Source organism: Sphaerisporangium siamense, assembly GCF_014205275.1.
Classification (GTDB): Bacteria; Actinomycetota; Actinomycetes; order Streptosporangiales; family Streptosporangiaceae; genus Sphaerisporangium; species Sphaerisporangium siamense.
Genome location: NZ_JACHND010000001.1, coordinates 1,699,917 through 1,724,391, shown reverse-complemented (window position 1 = coordinate 1,724,391; position 24,475 = coordinate 1,699,917). Strand labels below are relative to the sequence as shown.

Here is a 24,475-nt window from a genome sequence, read left to right as displayed (position 1 = left end):
CATGGGGTGGACCCTCGTCGACTCCAAGACCTTCGCCTTCGCCGACGGCGGCAGCGGCCACGTCATCGACCTCGGCACGGCGCCGAACCCCGGCGAGATCGACATCCTGTTCGCCAACTCCGACACCGTAGTCGCCACCCCGAGCGGCTTCACCTGCCCGCCGAACGCCTCCCAGGTCAGCAACCAGGGCGCCTACGGCTTCTACAGGAAGGCCCTCGGCGGCGAAGGCTCGACCGTCACCATCACGACCTCGGGAAACTTCAACTGCGTCATCGGCTGGATGCGCTGGCGCGGCGGCCAGGCGTTCGACGTCGCCGTGGGAGCGCAGATCAACTCCTCGGTCGGCGCGACCACCCCGGCCATCACCACCGGCGCGCTCGCCGAGACCGGCGAGCTGGTCGTCGCCGCCGCGCTGCTGCACCGGTTGGCCTCGCCCGCGCCGAGCTCCCCCCTCTGGTCGTCGGGGTACACCCCCGCCACCTCGGTCACCATCGGGACGGGCAGCAGCGGGTGCACCCAGTTCACCGCGTACAAGACCAACGCCGGCCCGGCCGCCGAGACGCCGAGCTGCACGTGGACCGACGGCGCCTTCGACCGGTACGCCATCGCGATGGCCTTCACGGCCGCCCCCGTGGCCGAAGAGCACAGCGGCACCGGATCTCTCTCGGCCACCGCGACGCTCACCTCCTCCGGCGTCGCAGGGCGCTCCGGCACCGGCAGCACCTCGGCCGGCGCATCTCTGACGTCGTCGGGTCGCGCCGGCCGCGCGGGAACCGGGGCCATCTCGGCGACGGCCGCCCTCACCTCCTCGGGTACGGTCGCGCGGCGCGGCTCCGGCACGATCGCCGCCTCGGCCGCGCTGACCGGCTCGGGCACGGCCGGACGCTCCGGCGCCGGCCCGCTCGCCGCCGCAGCGACGTTCGTCTCGACGGGCCACAAGGGCGCGGCGGGCACTGGCGCGATCACCGCGGAGGCGTTCATCCGCGCAGGCGGCCCGACGGGCCCCGGACGGCTCACGACCAGCTTGCGCGACACCTCGACGCTCACCGTCACCCTCACCCCATAGGAGGCGGCCGTGCCGGATGTCGGAGACTCCCAGATCGTCGAGCTGACCGTGAGCCCGGCCGACGGGACTACCTCGGCCACGCTCGCCGTCATCCCGCCCGAGGGAGATGTGACCACGGGTCTTGAGCCGACACCTTCCAACGGCAACGCCGTGTGGTCGTACGAAGTCACGTACACGATGCCCGGCATCTGGCAGTTCATGTGGACCGTCACCGGCACCGGGCGGGGCGTGCAGTACCAGAAGGCCACCGTGGCCCCCGCGCCCGCACGCGGCCGCTCGTACGCCTCCACGACGGACCTGGCGAACTGGTTGAAGGCCGCGCCGCCACTCAACGCCCAGGCCCTCCTGGAGGGCGCGACGCGCTTCCTCGACAATCGCGTGCTGCTCGCCGCGGTGTACGACATCAACCTCGACGGCATGCCGACGAGCACGACGGTTATCAAGGCGCTGCGTGACGCCACATGCGCGCTGGCCACCTGGTGGCACGCCCAGGGCATCGAGGGCGAGGACGCGAACAGCGTCTACACCACCGTGTCGATCGGCTCGGCCTCCTTCACCCGCACGCCGGGCGCCGGCGGCGCGCCGTCCGACCCGCGAATGTCGCGCGAGGCCGCCGAGATCCTCGCCGGAGCCGGGCTCCTCGGCCACCCCATCAGGAGCTGCTGATGGGCCGCCTGCCCGCGCTGCTACTGGCGCACGAGGCGAGCATCGAACCGTACCACGGCGACTCTGCGACCGGCCCGACGTACGGCGCCGCCTTCACCGCGGCGTGCTTCGCCGACGACCAGCGGAAGATGGTCCGAGGCCCCGACGCTCGTGAAGTCACATCACAGACCACGCTGTACCTGCCGCTCGACACCGACTGCCCCGTCGGCTCGCGGGTGACCGTCAACGGCCGCACCTCGACCGTCCTCGCCGTGGCACGCCGCGACGGCGGCAGACTGCCCACCCCCGACCACCTGGAGGTGAGCCTCCAGTGACCCAGGCCGCCAAGCTCACCCTGAACCTCGGCCCCCTGGAGGGTAAGGCGCGCGAGGGCGCCGTGCGCGGGCTCCGGCTCGCCATGGAGCACGGCCTCCAGGTGTCTCGCGCCGAGGTCCCCCACGAAGAGGGCACGCTGGAGCGCTCGGGCACAGTCAGCGTCGACGAGACGGACCTGGTCGGCGCCGTCTCCTTTGACGGCCCGTACGCCCTGCGCCAACACGAAGACCTCACCTACCGGCACGACGCCGGGCGTAAGGCCAAGTACCTGGAAGACCCCTGGAATCGGGAACAGGGCGCCATGCTGGAGATCGTGGCAGCCGAGGTCCGGCGGAGCCTGTCGTGAGCTGGACCACCGACCTCCTCGTCGCCTTCGCCGCCCAGCTCGACGACGCGGGCGCGGGCACCTGGCGCGCGCCGCCCGCCACCTACCAGCCCGGCGACGTCCCCATCATGCTCGGCGCGCTGCCCCCGGCACCCGACAAGGCCATCGCCCTGGCCGCCTACGGCGCCGACCAGTCCACCGACGACCCGGTCAGCCCCGACGGCACCCTCGGCCTCCAGGTCCGCATGCGCGGCACCGACGACCCGCACTCGGCTGACGACCTCGCCGACGCCGTCTTCAACGCCCTCCACGGCCTGGAGCTCCCCGCGGCCGGCGTGCTGCTGTGCACCCGCAACATCGTGGCCCCCCTCGGCCAGGACCAATCCGGCAGGTGGGAGCGCGCCGACTCCTACCGCCTGCTCACCCACCACGTCACCACCCATCGTCCCGGATGAGGGAGATCAGTACATGACAACCCGTTCGTTGCTCGCCAAGGACTGGCAGCTCGATGTCAACACCGGCACGTCCTCCGTCCCGGTGTGGACCCCGGTCAAGGGCATGACCTCCTTCAAGGAAACCATCGCCAGCACGATGGAGGACGACAGCGATTTCGACTCCGACGGCTGGGGGTCGGACCAGACCACGCAGCGCAAGTGGTCGCTGGAGTGCGAAGGGAAGAGGAAGAGGGACGCCGACAACCCCACCACGTTCGTTCCCGACTCGGGCCAGCAGTTCATCATCGACGCCGGAAACCTCGTCGGCATCGGGTCCAACATCCAGATCCGCTACTACCGCAAGGACGGCGCGCCGGACGCCTGGCAGGGCTTCGCCAGCGTGGACTACAGCGGAGGCGGTGGCGCCGTCACCGCGCTGGAGCCCTGCAACTTCAAGCTCAACGGCCAGGGCAAGCGTACGAAGCTCGACCCCTACCCGACCCTCACCACAGCCTAGGAAGCCACTCCCCTCATGCCCCGTTTCGCTCCCATCGCCGAATTCCTCGGCGAGACCCTCGATCTGCCGGTCCTCGTGCACGGCAAGGAGAAGACCTACAGCGTCGCCCCGTGCTCCGCCGAGGTCGGCCTGCGCCTCACCGCGCGCTTCTCCGACGCCAAGAAGAAGGCCGCCGACAGCGACGACGCCGACGAGGAGGTCGTCGACGACGAGACCGAGGCCGACCTGTACCGGGCCGCCCTCGGCGGCGTCTACGACGAGCTGGTCGCCGACGGCGTGCCGTACCCGACGCTGAAGATCGTCGGCCACACCGCCGTCATCTGGCACGTCTACGGAGAGAAGGCCGCCGCGCTCTACTGGGGGGCCGGCGGCGACCCAAAACGATTGACGACCTCGGACTCGACCTCGACGAGCGAGAACCCGGAGACCCCGGCGGCGGCCCGATCGACCCGGAAACCGGCCTCCGCGAGTGGTACAACCCGGAGCCGGACCAGGGCCCGGACTGGGGGGACATCTTCGAGCGCTGGAAGCTCGTAGAGCTCGACCTGCACAAGGTCTACCAGATCGACCTGGAACAGCCCGGCCTGCTCGCCGCCCGCTCCTGGCGGTGGCTGCGCCTGCGCATCGTCTCCCTGCTCTCCCTGGACTCGTGGCTGGCCGCCGCGCTCCGCTCGGAACCTACGCGCGAGGAAGGCGAGGGGGTGGAGTAGGTGGCGCTCAAGGTCGGCGACCTCGTCGCGTTCATGGAGCTCGACAACAAGGGCTTCACCTCGGGGGCCGCGCAGGTCGACCAGACCATGAACCGCCTCCAGTCGGGAGCCACTCGTACGACCGGCGCCATCGAGCGCGACGTGGTGCAGAGCTTCGCCCGGGTCGCCGACGCCATCGCCCGCGGCGTCGACCCCGATGAGGCACTGCGCGACCTCGACCGGCTCGTCGCCGGCTTCGACTCCGGCATGACCGAGATGGTCGCCGACGCGGGCACCGGCGGGCAGCGCGTCGTCTCCGAGCTGCGCAACGCCCTCGACCAGGTCGAGGACGAGGCGCGCCGGGCGGGCCGGGACGCGGGCGCGGGCCTGGCCGACGGCCTGGAGGATGGCCTCGGCGACACCTCCTCGGCCGCGCGCCGCCACGGTCAGGACGCCGGCGAGGCGCTCGGCGAGGGCACTGAGTCCTCGGGCCGCTCCCGCATGTCGGGCGCGATGTCGGGGCTGATGTCGGGGCTGAAGGCGGCGCCGTGGCTCGCTGCCGCCGCGGCGGCCGGCGCTGCCATCGGCGGCGCGCTCATGAGCGGCCTGGAATCGGCCATGGAGGCCGAGAAGGCTAAGAAGAAGCTGTTCGCCCAGGTGGGCGCGTTCGGCGACGACGCGGGCAAGCTGGGCAAGGTCGCGGGGGCGGTGTACGCCGACGCCTACGGCGAGTCGATGGGCGACGTCACCGACGCGATCAAGTCGGTCGTCCAGAACATGGACGGGATGAACAAGGCGGGCGAGGAATCCCTCACCGGCGTCACCAAGCGCGCCATGGACGTGGCCACGATCATGGACGAGGACGTGTCCTCGGTCACCCGCGCCGTGTCTCAGATCCTACGTACCGACCTGGCGCCGAACGCCGAAGCGGCCTTCGATCTGATCGTCAAGGGCACCCAACTCGGCCTGAACAAGAGCGAAGACCTCCTCGACAGCTACAACGAGTACGCCACCCAGTTCCGATCGATCGGCCTTGACGGGCAGACCGCACTCGGCCTCATCTCTCAGGGCTTGAAGGCGGGCGCCCGAGACGCCGATGTCGTCACCGACACGATCAAGGAGTTCGCACTCGAAGCCGTTAAGGGTGGCGACAACGTCAAGAAGGGCTTCACGGATCTCGGTCTGAACGCCGACGCCATGGTCGCCAAGTTCGCCGCTGGCGGGCCGACCGCCGCGAAGGCGTTCGACACCGTGCTGGACAAGCTGCGCGGCATCGAGGACCCGGCCAAGCGGAACGCCGTCGCTGTCGAGCTGTTCGGGACCAAGGCCGAGGACATGGCAGGCGCCCTGTACGCGCTGGATCCCTCTAAGGCGGTGGAGAGCCTTGGCCAAGTCGACGGCGCAGCGAAGAACGCCGGCGACACCCTTCAGGACACAGCATCCAACAAGGTCGAAGCCTTCAAGCGCGGCCTTGAGCAGAACGTCACCAACTTCATCGGCGAGAAGGTTCTCCCCGCACTTGAGGAATTGTGGAAGGGATTCGAGGGGTCCGGACTTTCCGAAACTCTCAGTGGAGTCCGCGATAAAGCCGGAGAAGTATTCGGCGGAATCGTCGATGACATCAAGCAATGGGCCTCCGATAACGAGGAAACCCTCGATGGCATCCGGGACAGATTCTCCGACATCTTCGAGGAGATCGGTGAGACCGTCGATTCCGCGCTCGAACTCATCCAAGAGGTGTGGGATGAGTGGGGCGACGAGATCATGGAAGTCGTCACTTTCGTCCTCGATCATGTTGGAGCGCTGATCGAGGGTGCCCTACAGACGATCAAGGGGATTTTCAAGACCATCACCGGCATGATCAAAGGTGACTGGTCGAAGGTCTGGGAGGGCCTCGGGGACATCGTCGACGGCGCGACCAAGGGAATCCGCAACATCATCAACGACGTGATGAGAGCGATTCTCAAGAGCTGGGGCCTCGACTGGGACGAGATCAAGAAGACCGTCCGCAAGAAAATCGATGACGTCGTCAAGTTCGTCGAGGATCTCCCCGACAACCTGAAAAAGATCTTCAAGGACGCGAAGAATTGGCTCCTTAACGCCGGAAAGGCCGTGATCGACGGTCTCATCGGCGGCATCAAGTCCAAGGTCAAGGAGCTGGGCGACAACCTCGCGCAGATCACCCAGTTCATCAAGGACAACAAGGGCCCCATCGACAAGGACCGCGTTCTTCTGGAGCCCGCCGGCCGGGCCATCATCGACGGCCTCATCGCCGGTATGCGCGGCTCGGAGGACAAGCTCAAGGGCGCGCTGGAGACGCTGACGGGGATCATCAAGGACGGCTTCGGCAAGACCCCGAAGTCAGACCCCCTGGTGGACTTCATCACGGCCAACACCACGAAGCTGTCGAAGCTCGCGGACGAGCGCGAGGCGATCTTGAAGCGCATCGCCGACGCCAAGGAGTACGCCAAGCAGATCGAGCAGTCAGCGAAGGACTTCGCGAAGCTCACCGGCATCGAGGATCCGACCAGCGCGTCCGACCTGACGAGCGGGCTGAAGGATCGGCTCCAGCAGATGAAGGACTTCGCGAAGAACATCCAGGAACTGGCGAAGCGCGGCCTGAACAAGACGATCCTCAAGCAGATCATCGACGCCGGCGTCGAAGGCGGCGGATCCCTGGCCGAGATGCTGGTCGGGGCCGATGACTCGGAGATCAAGGCCCTTAACAAGGCCCAGAAGCAGATCGACAGCATGAGCAAGAAGCTCGGGAAGATCGGCGCTGACGCCCTGTACGACACGGGCAAGAAGGCCGGGACGGGCTACCTGAAGGGCTTGGAAGACAGCCTGAAGAAGCTCGACGCCACGATGAAGAAGATCGTGGACGCCCTGGTCAAGGCCATCAAGAAAGAACTGAAGATCAAGAGCCCGTCGCAGGTCATGGCCGAGATCGGCGAGCAGACCATCGACGGCCTGCCCGTCGGCTTCGACAAGGCCGCCCCCCGGATGCTCGACCGGCTGAAGCTGATCGGCAAGGACATCGGTGACCAGGTCGCAGCCACCGCCCAGGCCGCGATCTCCGGGAGCGCCTACCAGGCCAGGCCGGAAGAGGCCCAGCTCAAGCGGCTCCTCGGCGGGGCGAAGTTCGGCCTTGCCGTCGAGGGTCTCCAGCCCGAGCGCGGCGGTGGCGGTTCCGGATCGGTCCCCCCGGCCGCGCCCACCGGCGGAGGCGACCCGTACTCCTCGCCGCAGGACGCCGTCGGCGGCAAGCCGTCCGTCGTCGTCAATATGCCGAACGCTGTGATGCGCGAGGAGGCCGACGCCCAGCGGCTCGGCAACGAGTTCGGCTTCAAGTACCTCGCCACCCCCTGACCCCACCCAGCGACGAAAGGCGGTTCCGCGTGCCCGGAAACGACGGTGAACTGTCGTTCGCCGAGAAGATTCGCACCCTCCAGTTCGCCACCGGCCAGACCCGCCCGCGGCGCCGCGAGACCCGTGACGAGGACGGCCGGCGGCGGCGCGTGGTCACCGAGCGGACCGACTCCGGTGCCATCGCCCAGGTCACCAACCGCAGCGACGCGCGGGGCGACCACCAGGACGTGACGATCCACGCCCCGCTCATCACCGGGGTCGGCAAGGCGGTGAACGCGTGACCACCGCCCGGACCCGCTCCATCGCGGCCCGCCGCGAGGCCGACATGCTCGACGCGTGCGCCGACCTCCAGGAGGCGCTCGCCGCCGCCAAGCAGGCGTACGAGGACAACCCCTCCGAGGAGACCCTCGCCGCGCGGCGCGCCGCCATGGAGCATGTGCACGCCTTCCGCGGGTTCATCCGCTCCGTCGCGCGGGTGCGCCAGCTCCGCGGCTACCTCGCCACCGGCATGATCGACCAGCGGCAGCTCACCGCCGAGGAGCGCCAGTACGTCGAGGCGGAGCTGGAGCGCCTGGAGCCGCAGTTCGGGGCGTTCGCCGACGGCCAGGGCGCGCCCGCGCCCGCTCGCGCAGGAGACGCCCAGGTACAGGCCAAGACGATCCGCGGCCGGGGTCGCGCCCACGCTTCCGGAGGTGCCTGATGGCTTGGTCCGCGTCCGGCCTGTTCGTCGCCACCCACATCGACCAGTGGGACGCGAGCAACCTCGGCATCGACCTCACCGCCGAGACGCACAAGGCCGCCTTCTGGGGCTCCAGCGTCACGCCGAACTTCGACACCGACACCGCCTACAACACCGCGCCATGGAACAGCGGGCAGTCCTCCGGTGCGGGCTACACCGCGGGCGGTCCGCTGCTCACCGGCACCACGCTGGCCGCCGTGTCCGGCTCGATGCGGTGGGACGCCGACAACATCCAGCTCGACAACTCCACCATCACCGCCGAGGGCCTGATCATCTACGCGCCGGCGAACTCCAGCCGGCTGATCTCGGCGACGTGGTTCGGCGCGGTCAAGGAGACCCAGGACGGCACGTTCCTCATCACCTGGCACGCGAACGGCATCGCGGCCCTCGACCTGACCCCGTAGGGAGATCCGGGTGGCGATCGTCCAGCAGTACCTCGTCCCCGAGGAGGCGCATTTCCTCGGCAGCGCCTTCCCGGCCTTCGACAAGATCAACGGCACGAACTTCCCGGTCAGCAGGCTCCTGTACGACGCTACGAACATCGAATCGGCGTACTGGAAGATCGAAGCTGTCAACTACGCATCCGGATCGTGGGCGTGCGAGCTCATCTGGTACGCGGTCAATGCCACCACCGGCACATGCAGGTGGCGGGTGGCCGTCGCTGCCATCACCCCCGACAGCGACAGCCAAGACGTCGAGACCAAGGCGCTCGCCACAGCCCAGGCGGTCGACGACGCCCACCTCGGCACCACCTCGAAACGACTGCACAAGGCCGTGCTGAGCATCAGCAACCTCGACAGCGTCGCGGCCGGCGACGAGGTGTGGGTGCAGGTCTCCCGTGAGGCCAACCACGCCAACGACACCCTCGCCAACGACGCCGCGCTCACCTCTGTCCGGCTGTCCTACTCCGACACGTAAGGGGGCGGCGTGGCGGTCAGGTTCTCGGCCGACGCACAGGACTACACCCGATCGCTCGGCCTCGGCTCCCAGACCCAGTGGGCCGTCTCCTGCTGGATGAAGCTGTCGGCCGACCGCAACGCGGCCGCCACCGCGTGGAGCCTGGACGACGGCAGCGGCACGTCGTTCTACCTGGGCAGCGACACCGACGGCACCACCATGTACGTGTGGGACTTCGGCGGTGCGGACGCCTACGGCTCCAGGGCCCTGTCGGTGGGCACCTGGTACTACTGGGGCGTCAGTTCCAACAACGGCAGCGGCGTCGTCATCTCGCGCGCCGCCGGCGACACGGGCTTCACCGCCACCCCGTGGAGCGGGGGCGTCGCCAGCCTTTCCCTCGCCACGCTGCGGCTCGGTGAGACCGCGCTCGGCGGTGAGTGGCTCAACGGATGCCTCGCCGCGGTGAAGGTCTGGTCCGGTGCCGCCTTGAGCCAGGCCGAACTGGAGGCCGAGGCATGGTCGTACATGCCGCGGCGCGCGGCGAACCTCGCCGCCTGGTATCCGCTCACCCGCGCAGAGACAACCGACTACTCCGGCGCCGGGCGCACGCTGTCCGGCGGGTCCGGCACGGCCACCGAGGACGGACCGCCGATCCCCTGGCGGCAGGGACGCCCTCGCCGCCTCACCCCCCTGTCGGTCCCGGCGGAGGCGACACCGGGCACCATCGCGGCCCACTGGTCGATGCCGGCCCCGGGTGTGGCCACCGGCGTCACCCAGCACCCGAGCGTCATCGCGGCGCCGTGGACCATGCTCGCCCCCGAGGTGTTCACCGGCGACCCGGTCACCCCGGTCGAGGCGGGGCTGCTGCCCGCGCCCTGGTCGATGCCCGCGCCCACAGTTCAGGCGTTCAAGAACGCCACGGTGGCCGCCCCGCTGATCGCCGCCCCCTGGTCGATGCCCGCGCCTGCGATGTCGGTGCCCGTCAACGCGGGCGACGACCTCGACGGTCCCGGACAGCTCAGCTTCAACGGCTTCAAGTTGGGCGGCGGCACGCGCTACCCGTTCATCCAGCTCGACGGGGCGTCCGTCGACCTGCCCGCTCTCGACAACGGCAACGTGCCCCATCCCACGGCGGACGGATCCATATCGGGCCAGAAGCTCCCCCAGTCTCGGATCATCACCCTGACCACGCGCATCCGGGCACCGCGCGACCAGATCGAGCAGGCCGCGCTCGACTTCCTCAACGGCCTGCCCGCAGCCGAGGCCGACGAAGAGCTGCCGCTTGCGATCCGCGTCATGGACACCATCTACGTCGGCCGCGGCGCGGTGATCCGCCGGGCCGCCCCCATCGACAAGCGGTTCCGCGTCGGCCGGGTCGAGGCGGTCGTCCAGTGGGAGCTGTCGGACCCGCGGCTGTACTCGCGGGCCTTGCATTCGGCGACCATCCCCGACGGCTCGGCCGTCGACGTGTTCAACGCCGGCAACCGCAAGACCCGGCCGCTGGTGCGCGTGCCCGGACCCGCGCACGGGCCGTCGCTCACCTCCGAGCAGATCCTCGGCGACGGGCGGTCCGTCCTGCGGGTCGTCGAGTTCGACCTTGAGGTGGCCGCCGGCGAGACGCTGATCATCGACCCCGAGCACAACACCGCGACCATCGGTGGCGTCTCCAAGGTCCGGTACCTCACCGGCGCGTCCCTGGCGGTCGGCTCCTGGGTGCTGGGCCGCGGCGCCACCACCATCGAGTACGTCACCCAGGAGGGCGGCGCCCCGCCGATCACGGTGCTGTGGCGCGACGCCTGGATCTGATCGACCCGCGAGGAGGAGATCCGTGCCCGCTGACGTGCGTGACGTCTCCGTCGCCATCTCCGACGGGCCCGGCACCATCGCCCGCCCAGGCGGCGCCCAGGTGGGCGACGTGCTTCTCTTGTTCGCGAGCACGTGGGTGGACCCCATCACCGCGTTCGGCCCGCCGTCCGGCAACTGGGGCGCTCCGATCGCCGAGCGGACCGGGGTGGACAACGGCGGCGTGAAGGTCTGGCGGCGGACCATGACCAGCAGCGAGCCGAACACCTACTCCATCCCGGTGCCGGAATCGTTCGCCGACTGCACCTTTGCGATCCTGGCGGTGAAGAACGCCGACGCCAGTGCCATCCAGGTGGCCGCCATCGCGCAGCCCGGCGTCACCCCCACCAGCGCGCCATCCACCCCAGGCATCACGCCGGCCGTGGCGAGCAGCTTGGAGATCCGGTTCGTGTCCGGCGTGCCGCACGGGCCCAACCCGGCGGCCAGCATCGGCGTTCCCGCGGGGTACACCCCGCGCGCCGTCCAGGCCGCGAGCTTCTTCGTCCGCTCCACCTTGGCGACCCGCGGCCTGGTGTCCTCGGCGCCGGTCGGCGCGATCGCGTTCCCGACCACCGATGGCGAGCTGCGCAACTACGTCAGCTTCACGCTCATCGTCGGCAGCAAGGTCACCTCGGGCGGCCCGCCCCCCACTCCGCCGACCTTTCCGGCCTTCACCCCGACCGCCGGTGACGCCGAGGTCCGCTACACCGTGCATGACTACCTGACCGGCTCCTACGTGGGCGATCTGCCCACCGTGCGGCAGGTCCGCTACGGCCGGCGCATCGGCCAGGAGTCCCCATGGGAGGGCTTCATCCCACTGCCGTCCCGCACGGAGGGCGACCAGCTCGCCGAGATCATCCCCCGCGACCGGACCGATCTGACAACCGGGGTCGGGCGGCTCGTCGTGCACTCCTGGCGCGGCGGCGTGCTGTGGGGCATGCACTGGCTCACCGACGCCCTGCCCGCCCGCTCCGCGCGCGGCGGCGTCGGCATGCAACTGCGCGGCACCACCCTGGACGGGCACTGGCAACGCCTGTTCCCCACTGACCCGCCCGACTTCGACGGCGACCTGCTGGAGGTGTTCCGCGCCGTCATCGCCGACATGCAGGCCACCGGCTCCAACCTCGGCCTGTCCTGCTCAGCGGGAACGGCGGGGGTGTCCCGGCCGCTGACGGCCGACGACACGGGCACCTCCTATGGCCAGCTCCTCCAGACCTACGCCCGGGCAGGCGGCGGCCTGGAGCACGTGCTCAACCCGACCGTCATCGGAGGGTCGATTCAGCGCCTGGTGAAGCTGGGCGCCCCGAAGATCAGCAACACCGACACCGAGCACGTGTTCTCCGAGGGCGCGGACGGCGGCGACATCACCGCCTGGCGGATCGAAACCTCCGCGCTGCGCGGCGGCACCCGCGTCGGCGTCACCGGCGGCACCCCACCGGCCGACGACGCCACCTCCAGCAGCCAGCCCGTCCGCTCGACGCTCATCACCACCGAGCACGTCGCGGCCGGGTGGCCGATCTACGACATGCGCATCAACCACCCCGGCGCCAGCATCGACCCGCAGGTGGTGCAGGACTACGCCGCCTACGCCGCCGCGCGCGCCGGAGGAGCACCGTCCACGTTCGCCTTCGACATCCTGCTCGGCAAGGAGTCCACCTTCGGCCCGAACTCCTGCGGCGACTGGGCCCGGTTCATCCTCGACAACCCGTGGTTCCCGCCCACCGACGACGGCGGCGCCTCCTTCAACTTGAGGCAGCGCATCATCGGCTGGGAGCTCACGCCGGCCGAGCGCGGGTCCGGCGGCAAGGACCGGCTCACCCTCATCACAGACCAGGAGGTCGAACTGTGAGCCTCAACCCCTACCCAGCGGACCAGAACGAGATCCTGCGCGACCTCCAGCGGCAGATCAACGCGCTGGCCGCCGAGGTGAAGAGGGTCACCGGCGTGCCGGTCACCAAGGCGTCGGCCCCGTTCCTCGTCCCCTCCGCATCAGCCCCGGCCGCGCCGTCGTCCGGCGCGTACCTGTACGTGTCGGGCGGCGAGGTGTACGTCCGGTCGACGAGCAGGCACTACAGCACGCTGCCGCCCGAGGTGCCGCAGGCCGCCGAGGTCGCCCCGGCGGCCAACATCACCTCCGGCAACGCGCCCTCGTCCTACTCCCAGTCCTGGGCCCAGCAGATCTACGACGGCCTCGTGTCCAGCAAGAACACGATCAACGCGACGCTCGTCGCACTGAAGAACGCCGACCTGATGCTCGGCTGACCTCCAGGGAGGACACGCCATGCCACTGTGGCCCACGCTCAAACACCGTGTCGGCCGCCGTGGCGCCACCCTCTGCGTGTTCGCCGTGCTCGACCTCGGCTATGCCGGCGTCCTGCTCACCGCGCCCGCGACCGGCAGCTACCTGTTCCTCGCCGCGCTGCTACCACTCCCGTTCTGGGCGGGCATCTGGGCCGCGATCGGCGTGCTCTGTGCGGTCCAGGCGTGGATGCACGCCGATCGCATCGCCTTCACCGCCGCATCTCTGATCAAGGTCGTGTGGGGGATGGTGCACCTGGCCGGCTGGGCCCTCGGAGTCCTGCCGCGCGGCTGGGTCCTGGCGATCTTCTTCCTCGTCTTCGCCGCCCTGGTGGCGGTGATCGCGGGGTGGCCCGAGGGCGGTGAGCGTTGAGCACCGAGGTCGTCGTCGCCGTCATCGCCGGAGTGTCGGCCGTCATCGGCGCCGGCTTCTCCTACCGCGCGTCCACTCGGGCCAACGCGGTCGAGGAGGACAAGGTCGACGCGGCGGCCTACGAGCGCGCGAAGGCGATCTATGAGAGCGCACTGAAGACCTTGGAGGAGCAGCTCGAACGGATGCGCAGGCGCCTGGACGAGGTGACCGACCAGCTCACCCGAGAGCAGGACTCCTCGATGGCGATGCGCCTCCAGATCCGCGAGCTACAGGCACAGGTGTCCACGTTCGAGCGCACCGTTTCCGACCTGCGGCTCCAGCTCAGCAAGAGCGGGATCGAACCTCTGGCCCACCCGAAGGAGCATCCGTGATCGAGCCCATCCCCCCGAAGCCGAGTAACGCGGCCGGCCTGCGCCCCGAGGACGGCGACCAGGACGGCGTCGACCAGACCCCGGAGGAGCCCGATGACGACCTCGCCTGACCGGGCCCTGCTGGCCATCATGGCCTCACAGAAGGGCTACCAGGAGCGCATCAGCGGCTGGACGAAGTTCGGCCAGTGGTACGAGGACCTGAAGGACGCGCCGGGGTTCGCGGAAGCGCCGTGGTGCCAGATGAGCATCTCTTGGGCGGCCGAGCAGGCTGGGATCCCCGAGAGCGTGATTCCGCGCATGGCCTACACCCCCTACGCCGCGCAGTGGTTCGCCGACCGCGGCCGGTGGGGGCGAACGCCGAGGGTGGGCGGGCTGGTGTTCTTCGACTGGGGCGGCTCCCACGACATCGGCAAGATCGATCACGTCGGCCTTGTCCGGGGCATCCTGCCCGACGGCCGGATCCTCACCCTCGAAGGCAACACCGCCAACCAGCTCCTAGAGCGCCGCCGGAGCCTGGCGGGCGTGGCCGGCTTCGGATACCCGGACTACGGCGCGGTGAAGACGCAGACCTGGACGGAGAAGCTCATGGACTCCCTGCCCGTGCTGAAGCTCGGCACCGTCGGCTTCATCGTGAAGACCGTGCGCGCCTGCCTGTTCGCCCGCGGGCGCGTGCCCATCTCGGCGTACGGCGCGCCCGAGAAGTTGAAGGCGTGGCTGGAGTCGACCCGCTACGACACCCAGCTCGTCGAGCTGGTGGAGGCGTTCCAGGTCGCCGAGGGGCTCCACGCCGACGGCGAGGTCGGCCCGAAGACTTGGCCCAAGCTCATCCTCCCCTGACCCGATCCCTCTCCCAGGAGTGCCCCATGCTCGCATCCATCCTGCGGACCGTCGTCCCCGTCATCGTCGGCGTCCTGCTCGGCCAGGCGCTGAAGATCGGGCTCACCCTTCCCGAAGGGGCGGTCACCGAGGTCGTCACGGTGGTCGTCACGACGGCCTACTACACCCTCGCCCGCCTGGTCGAGAAGTGGCAGCCCGCACTCGGCTCGTTCCTGCTGTCGCTCGGCCTGACGTCCAAGAAGCCGGTGTACACCAACGCCCAGAACGTGACCTCGCTCCGGGCGTAGACTCATCACCTCACGGCAAGACGCGTACGCCGTCAGCCGCCCCCCGGGGGGCGGCGAAGGTCTCTCGGGGCCCGCGCACGATCACCCCGCTCGACCTCTTCGGAGGCGGGCGGGGTGTTTTCGCGTTGACGGAGTACTAGCGCTTCTTCTTGGCGATGTACCGCCGAAGGCAGTCATTGACCACGTCTGTCACGTTGGTGCCCTCTTCGTCCGCCTTGCGTTTGGCTTCGTCCCACACTTCGTCGGGCACGCGGACCGTGCGGTTGGGCGTCTGGCCGGTCGCTGGACGGCCACGCTTCTTTTCTGCCATGGCAGAACCTTAGGTCTACCTCGGCTTTCGTGGTTGACGTGTCCAATCCGACATGCATATTCTGCCATTGCATTAATTGGCTATGACCAGGCAAGTCATCGAATAGACAGAGCGGCCCCCGCCAGGCGACACCACCGCCAGACGAGGGCCTTGATCAGGAAGTGAGTCCCGATCCATGAGTCAGCGTACGACCTGCCCGCCCTGGTGCAACACCGCCCACAGCTCCGTCGACGTCGAGCACGAGAGCATCCAGCACGTCCTGGAAACCCCGCGCGGGGACGTCGCCCTCCAGCTCCTCCAGCAGCCCGGCGCGCCGGTGCGGATGCTGGCCGCCACCCTCCGCCCGGGCACCTCCGAGCACGGCGACGCCGACCTCGCCCTCGACGACGCCGAGGCCCTGGCCCGCGCGATCCTCGCCCAGGTCGCCGCGGCGCGCGCCTGAGCGGTCACTCCGCGGGCGGTTGCGCCTTCACGTACACGCCCATGCCTTTCACCGTCTCGACGAGGCCCTCGTCCTTCAGCACCTGGACCGCCTTGCGGAGGGTGTCGCGGGCGACGTCGAACTCGCCCTCCAGCTCGACCAGAGACGGGATGCGCCGGCCGACCGGAATCTTGCCGGAGGTGATGCGCTCGCGCAGCGCGTTGGCCACTTGCCGGTACGGCGGGATGGGCGAGTCGCGGTCGATCCCTCGCGTCACGCTAGGTGACCAGCATGGACGAGCCATAGCTACCCCAGAGGCTAGACGGGGGTAGTACACCGGGCTTACGGTGGGTAACGCTACGACAACGAGACGGGGCCCGCAGGCGCTGACACGCCGTACGGGCCCCTCGCCGGACATCGGAGGTCCGACTGTGAGAAACGTAGTGCCATCAGGCATGACCGTCGAGGGCTGGGCTCTGTTCGTCTCCGACGCCGGCCGCTACTGGGCCACGCGGGTGAAGCCGTTCAGCGACGCCGAGGGCACGGCCGGCGCATGGCGGACGGTCGACGCCGACGATGAGCGCACCCTCGCCCTGGAGATCGCCGAACAGGAATCCCTGGCGGCTCTAGCAACCCTAGGCGACGAGCAGTGAACGCCGCGGCCGAGCACGGACTCACCGAGTTCGAGAACCTCCGCTGCGACGAGGACGGCATGCTGCGAGCGACCCACACCTGCAGCGGGCGCGAGGCGTGCGGGGAGACGTGGGAGGAGATTCGCCTCGACGCCCTTGTCATCCGCTTCAGCGAGGCCCTGAAACGGTTATGGCCGTGAGCGCCCTGTCCCTCGCCCAAGTCCAGCAGCGCTACGGGCGTACGTGGGAGATCACCGACTTCCACGGCGGGTGGGTCGCCGTGCGGCGTCACTTCTGGTCGGACAAAGCCGCCCGGTATGGGATCACCAACGTGCTCGGGGCCGACGACCTCGACGAGCTCGCCCGCCAGCTCGAAGAGCAGGCGCAGGCCGAGGCGCTGCGGCGTAGCCGGCCTCTGCCCGACCCTGGGGCGATCCCGCCGCCCTCGCGGCCGAGCCCGTCCTCCTAGCCCTCCAGGCTCCCGCCCGGGTCCCCACACCGGACGGGGCGAGCCCCCGGTCCCTGCGCGCGCGATAGCGCAGGGACCGGGGGCTCTTTTCGTGCAATGAAAAAGGGCCCATTCAAGGGCCCTGATTAGCAATCTGATTTCACATGTACGTCGCTGTGTGGCTTCCAGGTCAAATGGGATACCGTACGTCGCTAAATTCGGTATATTCCGTAGTCAGATGCTCTATCCATTGAGCTACGGCCGCCTGACTGCCTCGATAAGCATAGCGGGTCTTGGGCAGTGTGCCGAACCGGTTCGGGAAGAGGGGGGTCGGTGCCTCTGGGGGGCTGGTGTTCTGGTGGGGGCGGGGCTTGGGTGAGGGGGGCTGGCGGGCAGGGGGGGCGGTCGGGTGAGGGGGACGGGGTGGGGCTATGGGGCGGCTACTACGTGGATTTGGAAGTCGAGGCCGCTGACGATTTGGCCGGGCCTGATCTTGCGGGTTTTGCGGAGTTCGACGTCGCCGTCTACCAGGACGTTGCCTTCGGCGATCAAGTGTTTGGCCTCGCCGCCGCTTTCGGTGATGGAGCAGTACTTCAGCAGGTCGCACAGAGGGATGTAGTCCGTGCGGAGCTGGAAGGTCTGCTCCAGGAAGGTCTCGTCGTCCACGAGCCCCAGCATATGGACAGTTGGATGGCCGGACGGTGCCATGACGGTCATGCGGCCCTCCAACGAGAGGGAGCCCCGCCCAGGTCGTGACCCAGGGTGAGCCGGGCCGGGGGGCGATGGGTCGATGCCTATGTGACGTTCGGCCAGACCCGATGTGACGTTGAGCGAGGTTCCCGGTTGCGTGGGTGAGGGGGTGTGGTGGTGGGTGCACAGAAGGGGGGTTAGGTGGATCTATTGGGCGGGTCTGGGGGAACTGGGCAAAAGGAGGTCAAGCTTTCTCGGGGGTGGGCGTGGCGGTGGGGGTGGGCGGCAATGACAACCGCGACATCCCTGTACGTGGCGAGCACTTCGGGATCGAGACATGGACCAGCCAGCCCTTCACGGCATCGCCGGTTTCTCGACGCCGATCGTCGTCGCCGTCGGGTTGGCCTGTCTCGGCGTCGCGGTCATCGTGATGGCGGCCGTGCTGGTCAGGCGGCGGCATCGGTCGTCTGTCACCGTGGACGAGCATGAGCAGCATGTCGTGCGCTTCAGGCGGCCGCATCGGTCGTCCGTCACCGTGGACGAGCACGAGCAGCACGTCGTGCGCCTCAGGCGACTGCTGCAACGGACCCAGTACGACTATCCGCGCCCGACTCTGGCCGGCCTGGTCCAGTCGTCGCGGCGAGAGGGGCTGACGATACGCCTGCACGTGGCGGGGGCGCCCAGGCACCTGCCGGATCCGGTGGATCTGGCCGGGATGCGGATTCTGGAGGAGGCGCTGACCAATACGCTGCGGCACGGGACGCCGAGTGCGACGGTCGTGCTGGCGTACCGGGCGGATCGGATCGTCCTCACGGTGGACAACCGGTTGAAGGGGAGGCTGCCGGCTTCGCACGGCGCACGCCAAGGGGTGGAGACCATGCGGCGGCGCGCGGCGAAGCTGGGCGGGTCGGCGTGGGCCGGGTTGTATCAGGGCGGATGGCGGGTGCATGCCGAGCTTCCGTACCGGGCGGCCTGATGAGGACGAGAATCGAGCATGGCCTTCGCCAAGCGCTCTGAGCAGCCTCGGTTCCGTTATGCGTGGAAGCGGCCACTGGGCGGTCGAATGAATCTGATGACGTTCTCGGCTCCGCGGTTGGTCGAGTCGGCCTCGCGGTGCCGGCGCCTCGGACCGGGTGAGGCGGGGGTGGTCAGGCGTGAGGGGTTGGGGTGGGTGGGGTCTTGTCGCGGGTCTTCTTGGGGAACAGGGTGTAGGACAGGGGCCATAGGAGGGCGATCACCGGGACGCGGGCCAGGCCGAGCATGAAGTCGGTGAGGGCGGCGGTGCGGGAGGGGTCGTCGATGAACCAGATGGCCGAGCCGAGCAGGGCGCACGCGATGCCGTAGGCCAGAACTATCCGTAGCCACATGCCCCATTCGTACTTGGCTCTCGCCATTCCGCCGGCGGGGGGCTTCCATGGGGGTGGGCCGCCGGAGAGGCGGTGGGCGGCCACCTGGTCGGCCCAGCGGATCGTGCGGTGGCCGAAGACGATCGAGTAGGCGAGGTAGGCGGCGGCCAGGCCGTGGGTCCACTCGGCGGTGCCGCCGCTGCGCAGGTCTATCACGGTGGCGGCGAGCAGTACGACGTCGATGAGCGGGACGGCGATCAGGAAGACGTTGCTCAGCGCGCGCCGGCGCAGCTTGTAGCGTGTCAGCAGGCCGAGGCCCAGCAAGATCCAGAACCCGATCTCACATCCGATGATGACGGCTACGATCACACGTCCAGCCTTGGCCATGGCGGAGCGGCCGTCGTCGTCGGCGATGATGAACCCGTCTACATCCTTGTATGTACGGGTGTGCCGTAACACGGACGGTGTCGCGGGGAGTGCGGACATGGTGCGATGAGAGGCATGAATCCGTTCCGGCAGGACGCCTTGGTGGGGGTCGCGGTGTTCGCCCTCGGCATCGTCCTGCTGGCCAGCGGCGCGTACGTCCACCGAGGTCAGCCGGTGGCGCTGCTGGCGGTGCCGCTGGCGATGACCTGCGCGGGCGTGGTCCTGCGGCGGCGCAGGCCCGTGGCGGCGCTGGTGGTCGGCGTGGCCGGCATGGTGGCCGACCTGTGCGTCGGGCCCTCGCTCGGCACGGTCCTGGTCTTCACCGACAACCTGTACTCGCCCACGTTGTACGGCCCGCGCCGCCTGGCCACGTGGCTGCTCGGCGCCACGGTCGTGCTCGCCGTGGTGACCGGCGCGGTCGCGGGGTTCATCGCCAGGGACTGGGGCGCGCTGGCGGTCGCGGGCGTGCAGGCCGGCCTGGTGCTGACGACGCCGACCATCACGGCCATGATCATCCGTCAGCACCGCGACCAGGTGATCGCCGAGCGCGTCCGGGGCGAGCAGGTCGCGCGGCTGGCCGCCATGGACCGGCAGGCGGCCGTGACGGCCGAGCGCACCCGCATGGCCCGTGAACTGCACGACCTCGTCGCGAACCACTTCAGCGCCGTGGCGATCCAGTCCGCCGCGGTGATCGCCCGCACGGATCTCGACCGGGCGGCGGTGCGGAAGGTGCTGGAGTCGATCCGGGAGAACAGCGTGCGGGGGATGGCCGAGATGCGGACGATGATCGGCCTGCTGCGCGCCGAGGACGAGGAGCCCGAGACGACGGGCCACCGCCTGAGGGACGCGTCCGACCTGGTGGCGCGCTCGTGCCGCGCCGGGCTGGCCGTCGATCTGGCGGTGTCGGGCACGCCGCGCGATCTGCCGCCGTCCATCGAGCTGGCGGGCTACCGCATCCTCCAGGAGTCCCTGACGAACGCGATGAAGCACGGCACGGGCCGTGCGGGCGTGCGTGTGCGGTACGGGCAGGACGAGGTCGTGCTGACCGTCGAGAACCCGTGCGCGACCGGTCCGGCGGGGCTGCCGGGGTCCGGGGCGGGGCTGGTGGGCATGGCCGAGCGCGCGGCGCTGGTGGGGGGCACGTTCACGGCGGGCCCGCACGACGCGGACGGTGACGCCGGGCGGTTCTGGCGCGTCGTGGCCACGCTGACCGTGGAGTCGCAGCCGTTCGAGGCCAAGCTGATCACGGCCGAGGACCGCGCATGATCAAGGTACTGGTCGCGGACGACCACGCCGCGGTACGCGCGGGGGTGGTGCTGATCCTGGAAGGCGAGTCCGACATCGAGGTGGTCGGCGAGGTCTCCGACGGGGAGGCGGCGGTGCGCGCGGCCGAGGAGCTGCGGCCGGACGTCGTGCTCATGGACATCCGCATGCCCAGGCTGGACGGCATCTCCGCCACGCGCCGGCTCGCCGGCATCGCGGACGTGCTCGTCCTGACCACGTTCGACCTGGACGAGTACGTGTTCGGCGCCCTGCGCGCCGGGGCCGCCGGGTTCCTGCTGAAGAACACCGACGCCGACGCGCTCGTCCAGGCGGTGCGGCTGGTGGCGCGTGGCGAGGGGCTGATCTCCCCGTCCGTGACCCGCCGGCTGATCACGGCGTTCGCCCGGACGAACGAGCTGGAGCCGCGGGACCTCGGCGTGCTGACGCCGCGTGAGCGCGAGGTGCTCGCCTGCGTGACGCGGGGCATGTCGAACGCCGAGATCGCCCGTGCGCTGGACATGAGCGAGGCGACGGCGAAGACGCACGTCAGCCGCATGCTGGGGAAGCTGGGCCTGCGCAGCCGGGTGCAGGCCGCGATCCTGTACTCCGGTATGTGAAGGCGCCGGCCGGTCAGCCGGCGACGAGCAGCGACAGGGTCTCGGCGACACAGGCGGGCCTGGCCGCGCCCTCGACCTCGACGGTGACGCGGAGGCCGACGAGCGCCCCGGACGGCGTGTCCTTGACCTCGACGATCTCGGCGCCGGCGCGGATCCGGGCGCCGACGGGGACGGGCGTGGGGAAGCGCACCTTGTTGAGGCCGTAGTTGACGACCATCTTCGGCCCCTCGACCCGGTAGAGCGAGCGGACGAGCGAGGGCAGCAGGGCGAGGCTGAGGTAGCCGTGCGCGATGGTGCCGCCGAACGGCCCCGCGGCGGCGCGCTCGGCGTCCACGTGGATCCACTGGTGGTCATCGGTGGCGTCGGCGAACAGGTCCACCTGCCGCTGGGTGACCTCGCGCCAAGGGGTGTGCCCGAGGTGCTCGCCTTGGGCCGCCTTCAGCGCCTCGACGCTCGGGAAGATCCGCATGGCGTCATCGTACGGCGACCGTTCTCTCAGCCCGGCGGCGCGGTCCCTTGGCCGGAGGACCAGGCGGCGTACCGGACGACGTCGATGGCGATCACCGGCCCGGCGGGCGGCCGCTCGGCGTACTGCGGGTACTTGGCGATCAGGGCGCCGAGGGCGGGGAGGCGCTCGTCCTCGTCTCGCAGGACCGTCGCGAGGCCGTCCGCCCGCACCCACCACAGGCGCGTCCAGTCCTCGTCGTAGTGGTCGACGAGGACGCAGACCTGGGGGTTCGCGCGGATGTTGCGGATCCGCCGCAGGTCGGTGGTGGTCTTCGGCTTGTGGTCGACGGCCGTCAGGATGCGGCCGCCCTGGACGGCGAACGTGATCGGGACGAGGTGCGGGGCCCGGTCGTCACCGGTCGTGCCCAGCCTGGCCACGCGCGCGTCGGCCAGCCTCGCGCGCGCCCAATCGTCCGGCGCCGGTCCGCCTTCTTCGGCCACACAGGTATCCAAGCACGTGACGGGCGGTGCGGGCGCGTCCTGCCGCGGGTGTCGCGGGCCTGGGTCAGGTGTCGGGCCGGCGGGGAAAGACGTGATCACCGGGGTGATCCAGGGGCAGGACGCAGCGACGGTCGCCGTCGGCTTCCGCGCAGCGCACGGCCTCGTCTCGCCGGGGAAGCGGAGGCGGTTCCGAAGGGGGGGTTGCCATGGGAAGCTGCCTGTTCTCCAGGGTGGGCCCCTGGACCGAGACTCATGATTGCACGGGGCTCCCCGATATCGCTTCCAGAAGAACACGCCCCGGCCAGCCGGGAATGTCCGCATACCTTCCGGCATTCCCCGACACCCTGCTCCGGCCCTCCTACGAGGCGGCATGGCGGCTCTTCCCGGACGTGCGGCCGCCGGAGATCCTCGCCATCCAGACCTTTCACGACGTCCCCGGCGTTGCCGGCGAGCCTGGACGGGGCGGCGCGGCGCCCGTCCTGAGCCTGCGCTCACACTGATACGGGCTCATCGCCGCGCGAGGCGTCCCGGCCGGATGACGACGCCGAGGATGCGCTTCGCGGAGTAGAAGCCGTGGTACCGGGAGTCGCGGCTGCCGGTTCCGTCCCCGATGACGACCAGGCGCCGCACCGTTTCCATGGCGCGACGGCATTCGTCGTGAAAGCGATCGGCGAACCGATCGGCGGAGCGCGGATGATTCACTCCGCCCGGACATGCCGGGTCGGCGACGACGCGTTTCTCATTCGCCGGTCGCCGTTCTCCGGCATGCGAAAGACGCCAGCGTGCTCGCCCGCGTCAGAATCGGCTCGTGATCGGAGCCTGGCGCCCGCACAGCCCTCCGTCGGCGCCGGAACTCGTCAGTACACCCCGTTTCACCTGGACATCGACCGGCGACAACGCGTCGTCGTGATCGCCCCCGCGACCACGTGCCCGTCGTCGGCCCCCGTATTCAGAACCATGCGCCGGAACCCCTGTCCGGTCGCATTGGTTCATCGTCGCCGAATCAGCGTCATGCTCTCCCTTCCACCCCTGGGGATCGACGCGATGTCCGCGTTCTTCAAGGATTCTGACCCGCGCCCTGACGTCGCTCAAGCGCCGGGACTGCCATATATCGCAGTTTTCCTGCCACCGTCCGGCCTACGATGCTGACGTGCATGAGGAACTCGCGGCGGCATTGGAACCAGTGCTCCGCGATCTGCGGACGACCTGCGTGGTGCCCTTCGAAATCCGCGAGCCTTCCGGACTCTATTGGGACGGACTGGCGGGCGCCATGTTCTACGGGCCGGACGGCAGCGGGCAGGGCGTCTCCGTGACGCCCGGCGCGGATCCGGTCGAGCAGACGGCCTGGCTCGCCGATCAGGTGCAGGAATGGGCGGTGGAAGCGCTGTGGGCGGCGGGCCTGCCGGCGGTGTGGCCGCACTGTCCGGCACATCCCGACTCCCACCCCCTGACCGCCGAGGCGAAGAACGGCCGGGCCGCCTGGTTCTGCCCGCGCACCGGCGAACAGATCGCTCTGATCGGCGAGCTGCCCGCCGTCGCGTAGGCACGGCGACGACATGCCGCGCGTCGTCACCAGCGCATGGGCCCGAAACGGTCGATGAACCGGCCCGTTCCCGCGTCGGCGCCCTCGGTCGCCAGCGTGACGATCGCGTCGGTGCCCTCGCTCACGGTCTGGGTGCCGCTGTGCCCGTTGAGGTCGGTCGCGGTGTAGCCGGGGTCGGCGGCGTTGACCCGGATTCCGGGCAGCGCCTTGGCGTACTGCGTCGTGAGCATCGTCACCGCGGCCTTCGAGGGCGCGTACAGCGGCGAGGAGACCTTCGACTCCACGCGGTCCGGGTCGTGGGTCAGCGCGAACGACCCCATGCCGCTGCTCACGTTGACGATCGCCGGGTGCTCCGACCGGCGCAGAAGGGGCAGGAAGGCGCTGGTCACCCGGATGATGCCCACGACGTTGGTCTGGAAGACCTCGGCGGCGGCGTCCCCGGTCAGTTCTTCGGCGGGCAGGCGCCGGCCGGTGATCCCGGCGTTGTTGACGAGGACGTCGACGCGGCCCTCGCACGCGTCGACGTCGGCCGCCGCGGCGGCGACGGACGCGTCGTCGGTGACGTCGATCCGCACGAAGCGCACGCCGAGCTCGTCCGCCGCCGCCCGTCCGCGTTCAGGGTCGCGGGCGCCGAGGATGACGGTGTGGCCGAGGTCGCGGAGGCGGCGGGCGGTCTCGAACCCGAGGCCCTTGTTGGCGCCGGTGATGAAGGTGATGGTCATGGTTCGAGCATCGTGGCGCCGGGCGCGGGCAACCAGGGAGACCTCGCCGGTAGGACCGCTGGTACCACCCTGGCGTCGCGCCGC

35 protein-coding genes are annotated in these 24,475 nt (G+C 69.8%); 27 read left to right on the top strand and 8 right to left on the bottom strand.

Annotation, left to right across the window (positions count from 1 at the left end; all coding sequences use genetic code 11):
* Nucleotide 1: 1 nt before the first annotated feature.
* From BJ982_RS08125 to BJ982_RS08035, 19 genes are all read left to right on the top strand, one after another.
* On the top strand, nt 2-1,066 hold the full coding sequence (locus BJ982_RS08125; RefSeq protein WP_184877987.1) for a hypothetical protein: 1,065 nt from the start codon (nt 2-4) through the stop codon (nt 1,064-1,066).
* 9 nt (nt 1,067-1,075) lie between these two features.
* Nucleotides 1,076-1,732, top strand: a complete 657-nt coding sequence (locus BJ982_RS08120) for a hypothetical protein (protein WP_184877985.1) — start codon at nt 1,076-1,078, stop codon at nt 1,730-1,732.
* A complete protein-coding gene (locus tag BJ982_RS08115; protein ID WP_184877983.1) occupies nt 1,732-2,046 on the top strand; it encodes a hypothetical protein in 315 nt (104 codons plus the stop codon). Before BJ982_RS08120 ends, BJ982_RS08115 begins: the two co-directional genes overlap by 1 nt.
* Complete coding sequence (locus BJ982_RS08110; RefSeq protein ID WP_184877981.1) at nt 2,043-2,393, top strand: hypothetical protein; 351 nt, start codon at nt 2,043-2,045, stop codon at nt 2,391-2,393. The genes BJ982_RS08115 and BJ982_RS08110 overlap by 4 nt, the downstream gene beginning before the upstream one ends.
* On the top strand, nt 2,390-2,827 hold the full coding sequence (locus tag BJ982_RS08105) for a minor capsid protein (RefSeq protein WP_184877979.1): 438 nt from the start codon (nt 2,390-2,392) through the stop codon (nt 2,825-2,827). Before BJ982_RS08110 ends, BJ982_RS08105 begins: the two co-directional genes overlap by 4 nt.
* Nucleotides 2,828-2,840: 13 nt before the next feature.
* Complete coding sequence (locus BJ982_RS08100) at nt 2,841-3,323, top strand: phage tail tube protein (protein ID WP_184877977.1); 483 nt, start codon at nt 2,841-2,843, stop codon at nt 3,321-3,323.
* 15 nt (nt 3,324-3,338) lie between these two features.
* On the top strand, nt 3,339-3,860 hold the full coding sequence (locus BJ982_RS08095) for a DUF7426 family protein (protein ID WP_184877975.1): 522 nt from the start codon (nt 3,339-3,341) through the stop codon (nt 3,858-3,860).
* Nucleotides 3,861-4,033: 173 nt separating this feature from the next.
* The gene (locus BJ982_RS08090; RefSeq protein WP_184877973.1) at nt 4,034-7,381 is read left to right on the top strand and encodes a phage tail tape measure protein; all 3,348 of its coding nucleotides are present in this window, start codon (nt 4,034-4,036) and stop codon (nt 7,379-7,381) included.
* 29 nt (nt 7,382-7,410) lie between these two features.
* Nucleotides 7,411-7,662 carry a hypothetical protein gene (locus tag BJ982_RS08085; RefSeq protein WP_184877971.1) on the top strand — a complete coding sequence of 84 codons (252 nt, stop codon included), beginning with the start codon at nt 7,411-7,413 and terminating at the stop codon, nt 7,660-7,662.
* On the top strand, nt 7,659-8,081 hold the full coding sequence (locus tag BJ982_RS08080) for a hypothetical protein (protein WP_184877968.1): 423 nt from the start codon (nt 7,659-7,661) through the stop codon (nt 8,079-8,081). The genes BJ982_RS08085 and BJ982_RS08080 overlap by 4 nt, the downstream gene beginning before the upstream one ends.
* Nucleotides 8,081-8,524 carry a hypothetical protein gene (locus BJ982_RS08075; protein WP_184877966.1) on the top strand — a complete coding sequence of 148 codons (444 nt, stop codon included), beginning with the start codon at nt 8,081-8,083 and terminating at the stop codon, nt 8,522-8,524. The genes BJ982_RS08080 and BJ982_RS08075 overlap by 1 nt, the downstream gene beginning before the upstream one ends.
* Before the next feature lie 10 nt (nt 8,525-8,534).
* Nucleotides 8,535-9,038, top strand: coding sequence for a hypothetical protein (locus BJ982_RS08070; protein WP_184877964.1), 504 nt, complete (start codon nt 8,535-8,537; stop codon nt 9,036-9,038).
* Between the two features lie 9 nt (nt 9,039-9,047).
* The gene (locus BJ982_RS08065; protein ID WP_184877962.1) at nt 9,048-10,823 is read left to right on the top strand and encodes a LamG-like jellyroll fold domain-containing protein; all 1,776 of its coding nucleotides are present in this window, start codon (nt 9,048-9,050) and stop codon (nt 10,821-10,823) included.
* 22 nt (nt 10,824-10,845) lie between these two features.
* Nucleotides 10,846-12,708, top strand: a complete 1,863-nt coding sequence (locus BJ982_RS08060) for a hypothetical protein (protein WP_184877960.1) — start codon at nt 10,846-10,848, stop codon at nt 12,706-12,708.
* Nucleotides 12,705-13,121 (top strand): hypothetical protein, encoded by a 417-nt coding sequence (locus tag BJ982_RS08055; protein ID WP_184877958.1) that lies wholly within the window; start codon nt 12,705-12,707, stop codon nt 13,119-13,121. The genes BJ982_RS08060 and BJ982_RS08055 overlap by 4 nt, the downstream gene beginning before the upstream one ends.
* Before the next feature lie 19 nt (nt 13,122-13,140).
* Nucleotides 13,141-13,530, top strand: a complete 390-nt coding sequence (locus BJ982_RS08050) for a hypothetical protein (RefSeq protein WP_184877956.1) — start codon at nt 13,141-13,143, stop codon at nt 13,528-13,530.
* Nucleotides 13,527-13,901: a hypothetical protein gene (locus BJ982_RS08045; RefSeq protein ID WP_184877953.1), complete on the top strand. Its 375-nt coding sequence runs from the start codon at nt 13,527-13,529 to the stop codon at nt 13,899-13,901. The genes BJ982_RS08050 and BJ982_RS08045 overlap by 4 nt, the downstream gene beginning before the upstream one ends.
* Before the next feature lie 93 nt (nt 13,902-13,994).
* Complete coding sequence (locus tag BJ982_RS08040; RefSeq protein ID WP_184877951.1) at nt 13,995-14,738, top strand: CHAP domain-containing protein; 744 nt, start codon at nt 13,995-13,997, stop codon at nt 14,736-14,738.
* A gap of 26 nt (nt 14,739-14,764) precedes the next feature.
* Nucleotides 14,765-15,025, top strand: a complete 261-nt coding sequence (locus BJ982_RS08035) for a hypothetical protein (protein ID WP_184877949.1) — start codon at nt 14,765-14,767, stop codon at nt 15,023-15,025.
* A 136-nt stretch (nt 15,026-15,161) separates the two neighbouring features.
* Here the strand turns inward: BJ982_RS08035 and BJ982_RS08030 are convergent, their stop codons facing one another.
* Entirely contained in the window at nt 15,162-15,335 is a 174-nt protein-coding gene (locus BJ982_RS08030) for a hypothetical protein (protein WP_184877947.1), read from the bottom strand.
* 175 nt (nt 15,336-15,510) lie between these two features.
* Between BJ982_RS08030 and BJ982_RS08025 the strand changes: the two genes are divergently transcribed.
* Nucleotides 15,511-15,777 (top strand): DUF6907 domain-containing protein, encoded by a 267-nt coding sequence (locus BJ982_RS08025; RefSeq protein ID WP_184877945.1) that lies wholly within the window; start codon nt 15,511-15,513, stop codon nt 15,775-15,777.
* A gap of 4 nt (nt 15,778-15,781) precedes the next feature.
* On the opposite strand, the gene BJ982_RS08020 is transcribed toward BJ982_RS08025, so the two are convergent.
* Nucleotides 15,782-16,033: a GntR family transcriptional regulator gene (locus BJ982_RS08020; RefSeq protein WP_239122938.1), complete on the bottom strand. Its 252-nt coding sequence runs from the start codon at nt 16,031-16,033 to the stop codon at nt 15,782-15,784.
* Between the two features lie 154 nt (nt 16,034-16,187).
* Here BJ982_RS08020 and BJ982_RS08015 point away from each other — a divergent pair, with 154 nt between their 5' ends.
* From BJ982_RS08015 to BJ982_RS08005, 3 genes are read left to right on the top strand one after another with little or no spacing between them, the layout of a single operon-like run.
* Nucleotides 16,188-16,409 carry a hypothetical protein gene (locus BJ982_RS08015; RefSeq protein ID WP_239122939.1) on the top strand — a complete coding sequence of 74 codons (222 nt, stop codon included), beginning with the start codon at nt 16,188-16,190 and terminating at the stop codon, nt 16,407-16,409.
* Complete coding sequence (locus BJ982_RS08010) at nt 16,406-16,588, top strand: hypothetical protein (RefSeq protein ID WP_184877941.1); 183 nt, start codon at nt 16,406-16,408, stop codon at nt 16,586-16,588. The genes BJ982_RS08015 and BJ982_RS08010 overlap by 4 nt, the downstream gene beginning before the upstream one ends.
* Nucleotides 16,585-16,857, top strand: a complete 273-nt coding sequence (locus tag BJ982_RS08005; RefSeq protein ID WP_184877940.1) for a hypothetical protein — start codon at nt 16,585-16,587, stop codon at nt 16,855-16,857. Before BJ982_RS08010 ends, BJ982_RS08005 begins: the two co-directional genes overlap by 4 nt.
* A 408-nt stretch (nt 16,858-17,265) precedes the next feature.
* On the opposite strand, the gene BJ982_RS08000 is transcribed toward BJ982_RS08005, so the two are convergent.
* On the bottom strand, nt 17,266-17,502 hold the full coding sequence (locus tag BJ982_RS08000) for an RNA-binding S4 domain-containing protein (RefSeq protein WP_239122940.1): 237 nt from the start codon (nt 17,500-17,502) through the stop codon (nt 17,266-17,268).
* 361 nt (nt 17,503-17,863) lie between these two features.
* Here BJ982_RS08000 and BJ982_RS07995 point away from each other — a divergent pair, with 361 nt between their 5' ends.
* Entirely contained in the window at nt 17,864-18,502 is a 639-nt protein-coding gene (locus BJ982_RS07995; RefSeq protein ID WP_184877938.1) for a sensor histidine kinase, read from the top strand.
* Nucleotides 18,503-18,674: 172 nt separating this feature from the next.
* Here the strand turns inward: BJ982_RS07995 and BJ982_RS07990 are convergent, their stop codons facing one another.
* A complete protein-coding gene (locus tag BJ982_RS07990) occupies nt 18,675-19,358 on the bottom strand; it encodes a hypothetical protein (protein WP_239122941.1) in 684 nt (227 codons plus the stop codon).
* 15 nt (nt 19,359-19,373) lie between these two features.
* Here BJ982_RS07990 and BJ982_RS07985 point away from each other — a divergent pair, with 15 nt between their 5' ends.
* Together BJ982_RS07985 and BJ982_RS07980 are read left to right on the top strand one after the other, a co-directional pair.
* Nucleotides 19,374-20,564, top strand: coding sequence for a sensor histidine kinase (locus BJ982_RS07985; RefSeq protein WP_239122942.1), 1,191 nt, complete (start codon nt 19,374-19,376; stop codon nt 20,562-20,564).
* The gene (locus BJ982_RS07980) at nt 20,561-21,178 is read left to right on the top strand and encodes a response regulator (protein WP_184877933.1); all 618 of its coding nucleotides are present in this window, start codon (nt 20,561-20,563) and stop codon (nt 21,176-21,178) included. Before BJ982_RS07985 ends, BJ982_RS07980 begins: the two co-directional genes overlap by 4 nt.
* A gap of 13 nt (nt 21,179-21,191) precedes the next feature.
* Here the strand turns inward: BJ982_RS07980 and BJ982_RS07975 are convergent, their stop codons facing one another.
* The 3 genes from BJ982_RS07975 to BJ982_RS39080 form a co-directional block, all read right to left on the bottom strand.
* A complete protein-coding gene (locus BJ982_RS07975; protein WP_184877930.1) occupies nt 21,192-21,647 on the bottom strand; it encodes a MaoC family dehydratase in 456 nt (151 codons plus the stop codon).
* A gap of 26 nt (nt 21,648-21,673) precedes the next feature.
* Nucleotides 21,674-22,126 (bottom strand): TIGR03668 family PPOX class F420-dependent oxidoreductase, encoded by a 453-nt coding sequence (locus BJ982_RS39085; protein WP_239122943.1) that lies wholly within the window; start codon nt 22,124-22,126, stop codon nt 21,674-21,676.
* 507 nt (nt 22,127-22,633) lie between these two features.
* Nucleotides 22,634-22,765 (bottom strand): hypothetical protein, encoded by a 132-nt coding sequence (locus BJ982_RS39080; RefSeq protein ID WP_260413737.1) that lies wholly within the window; start codon nt 22,763-22,765, stop codon nt 22,634-22,636.
* Between the two features lie 511 nt (nt 22,766-23,276).
* Between BJ982_RS39080 and BJ982_RS07965 the strand changes: the two genes are divergently transcribed.
* The gene (locus tag BJ982_RS07965) at nt 23,277-23,669 is read left to right on the top strand and encodes a hypothetical protein (RefSeq protein WP_184877925.1); all 393 of its coding nucleotides are present in this window, start codon (nt 23,277-23,279) and stop codon (nt 23,667-23,669) included.
* A 26-nt stretch (nt 23,670-23,695) separates the two neighbouring features.
* On the opposite strand, the gene BJ982_RS07960 is transcribed toward BJ982_RS07965, so the two are convergent.
* Nucleotides 23,696-24,391 carry an SDR family NAD(P)-dependent oxidoreductase gene (locus BJ982_RS07960; protein ID WP_184877923.1) on the bottom strand — a complete coding sequence of 232 codons (696 nt, stop codon included), beginning with the start codon at nt 24,389-24,391 and terminating at the stop codon, nt 23,696-23,698.
* Nucleotides 24,392-24,475 lie beyond the last annotated feature (84 nt).

Bases quoted from the DNA above. Each gene is read 5' to 3' on its own strand.
- BJ982_RS08125 (WP_184877987.1), top strand. From the start codon at position 2: ATGGGGTGGACCCTCGTCGACTCCAAGACCTTCGCCTTCGCCGACGGC.
- BJ982_RS08115 (WP_184877983.1), top strand. From the start codon at position 1,732: ATGGGCCGCCTGCCCGCGCTGCTACTGGCGCACGAGGCGAGCATCGAA.
- BJ982_RS08100 (WP_184877977.1), top strand. From the start codon at position 2,841: ATGACAACCCGTTCGTTGCTCGCCAAGGACTGGCAGCTCGATGTCAAC.
- BJ982_RS08095 (WP_184877975.1), top strand. From the start codon at position 3,339: ATGCCCCGTTTCGCTCCCATCGCCGAATTCCTCGGCGAGACCCTCGAT.
- BJ982_RS08075 (WP_184877966.1), top strand. From the start codon at position 8,081: ATGGCTTGGTCCGCGTCCGGCCTGTTCGTCGCCACCCACATCGACCAG.
- BJ982_RS08050 (WP_184877956.1), top strand. From the start codon at position 13,141: ATGCCACTGTGGCCCACGCTCAAACACCGTGTCGGCCGCCGTGGCGCC.
- BJ982_RS08040 (WP_184877951.1), top strand. From the start codon at position 13,995: ATGACGACCTCGCCTGACCGGGCCCTGCTGGCCATCATGGCCTCACAG.
- BJ982_RS08035 (WP_184877949.1), top strand. From the start codon at position 14,765: ATGCTCGCATCCATCCTGCGGACCGTCGTCCCCGTCATCGTCGGCGTC.
- BJ982_RS08030 (WP_184877947.1), bottom strand. From the start codon at position 15,335: ATGGCAGAAAAGAAGCGTGGCCGTCCAGCGACCGGCCAGACGCCCAAC.
- BJ982_RS08025 (WP_184877945.1), top strand. From the start codon at position 15,511: ATGAGTCAGCGTACGACCTGCCCGCCCTGGTGCAACACCGCCCACAGC.
- BJ982_RS07995 (WP_184877938.1), top strand. From the start codon at position 17,864: ATGGACCAGCCAGCCCTTCACGGCATCGCCGGTTTCTCGACGCCGATC.
- BJ982_RS07990 (WP_239122941.1), bottom strand. From the start codon at position 19,358: ATGTCCGCACTCCCCGCGACACCGTCCGTGTTACGGCACACCCGTACA.
- BJ982_RS07985 (WP_239122942.1), top strand. From the start codon at position 19,374: ATGAATCCGTTCCGGCAGGACGCCTTGGTGGGGGTCGCGGTGTTCGCC.
- BJ982_RS07980 (WP_184877933.1), top strand. From the start codon at position 20,561: ATGATCAAGGTACTGGTCGCGGACGACCACGCCGCGGTACGCGCGGGG.
- BJ982_RS07975 (WP_184877930.1), bottom strand. From the start codon at position 21,647: ATGCGGATCTTCCCGAGCGTCGAGGCGCTGAAGGCGGCCCAAGGCGAG.
- BJ982_RS39080 (WP_260413737.1), bottom strand. From the start codon at position 22,765: ATGGAAACGGTGCGGCGCCTGGTCGTCATCGGGGACGGAACCGGCAGC.
- BJ982_RS07960 (WP_184877923.1), bottom strand. From the start codon at position 24,391: ATGACCATCACCTTCATCACCGGCGCCAACAAGGGCCTCGGGTTCGAG.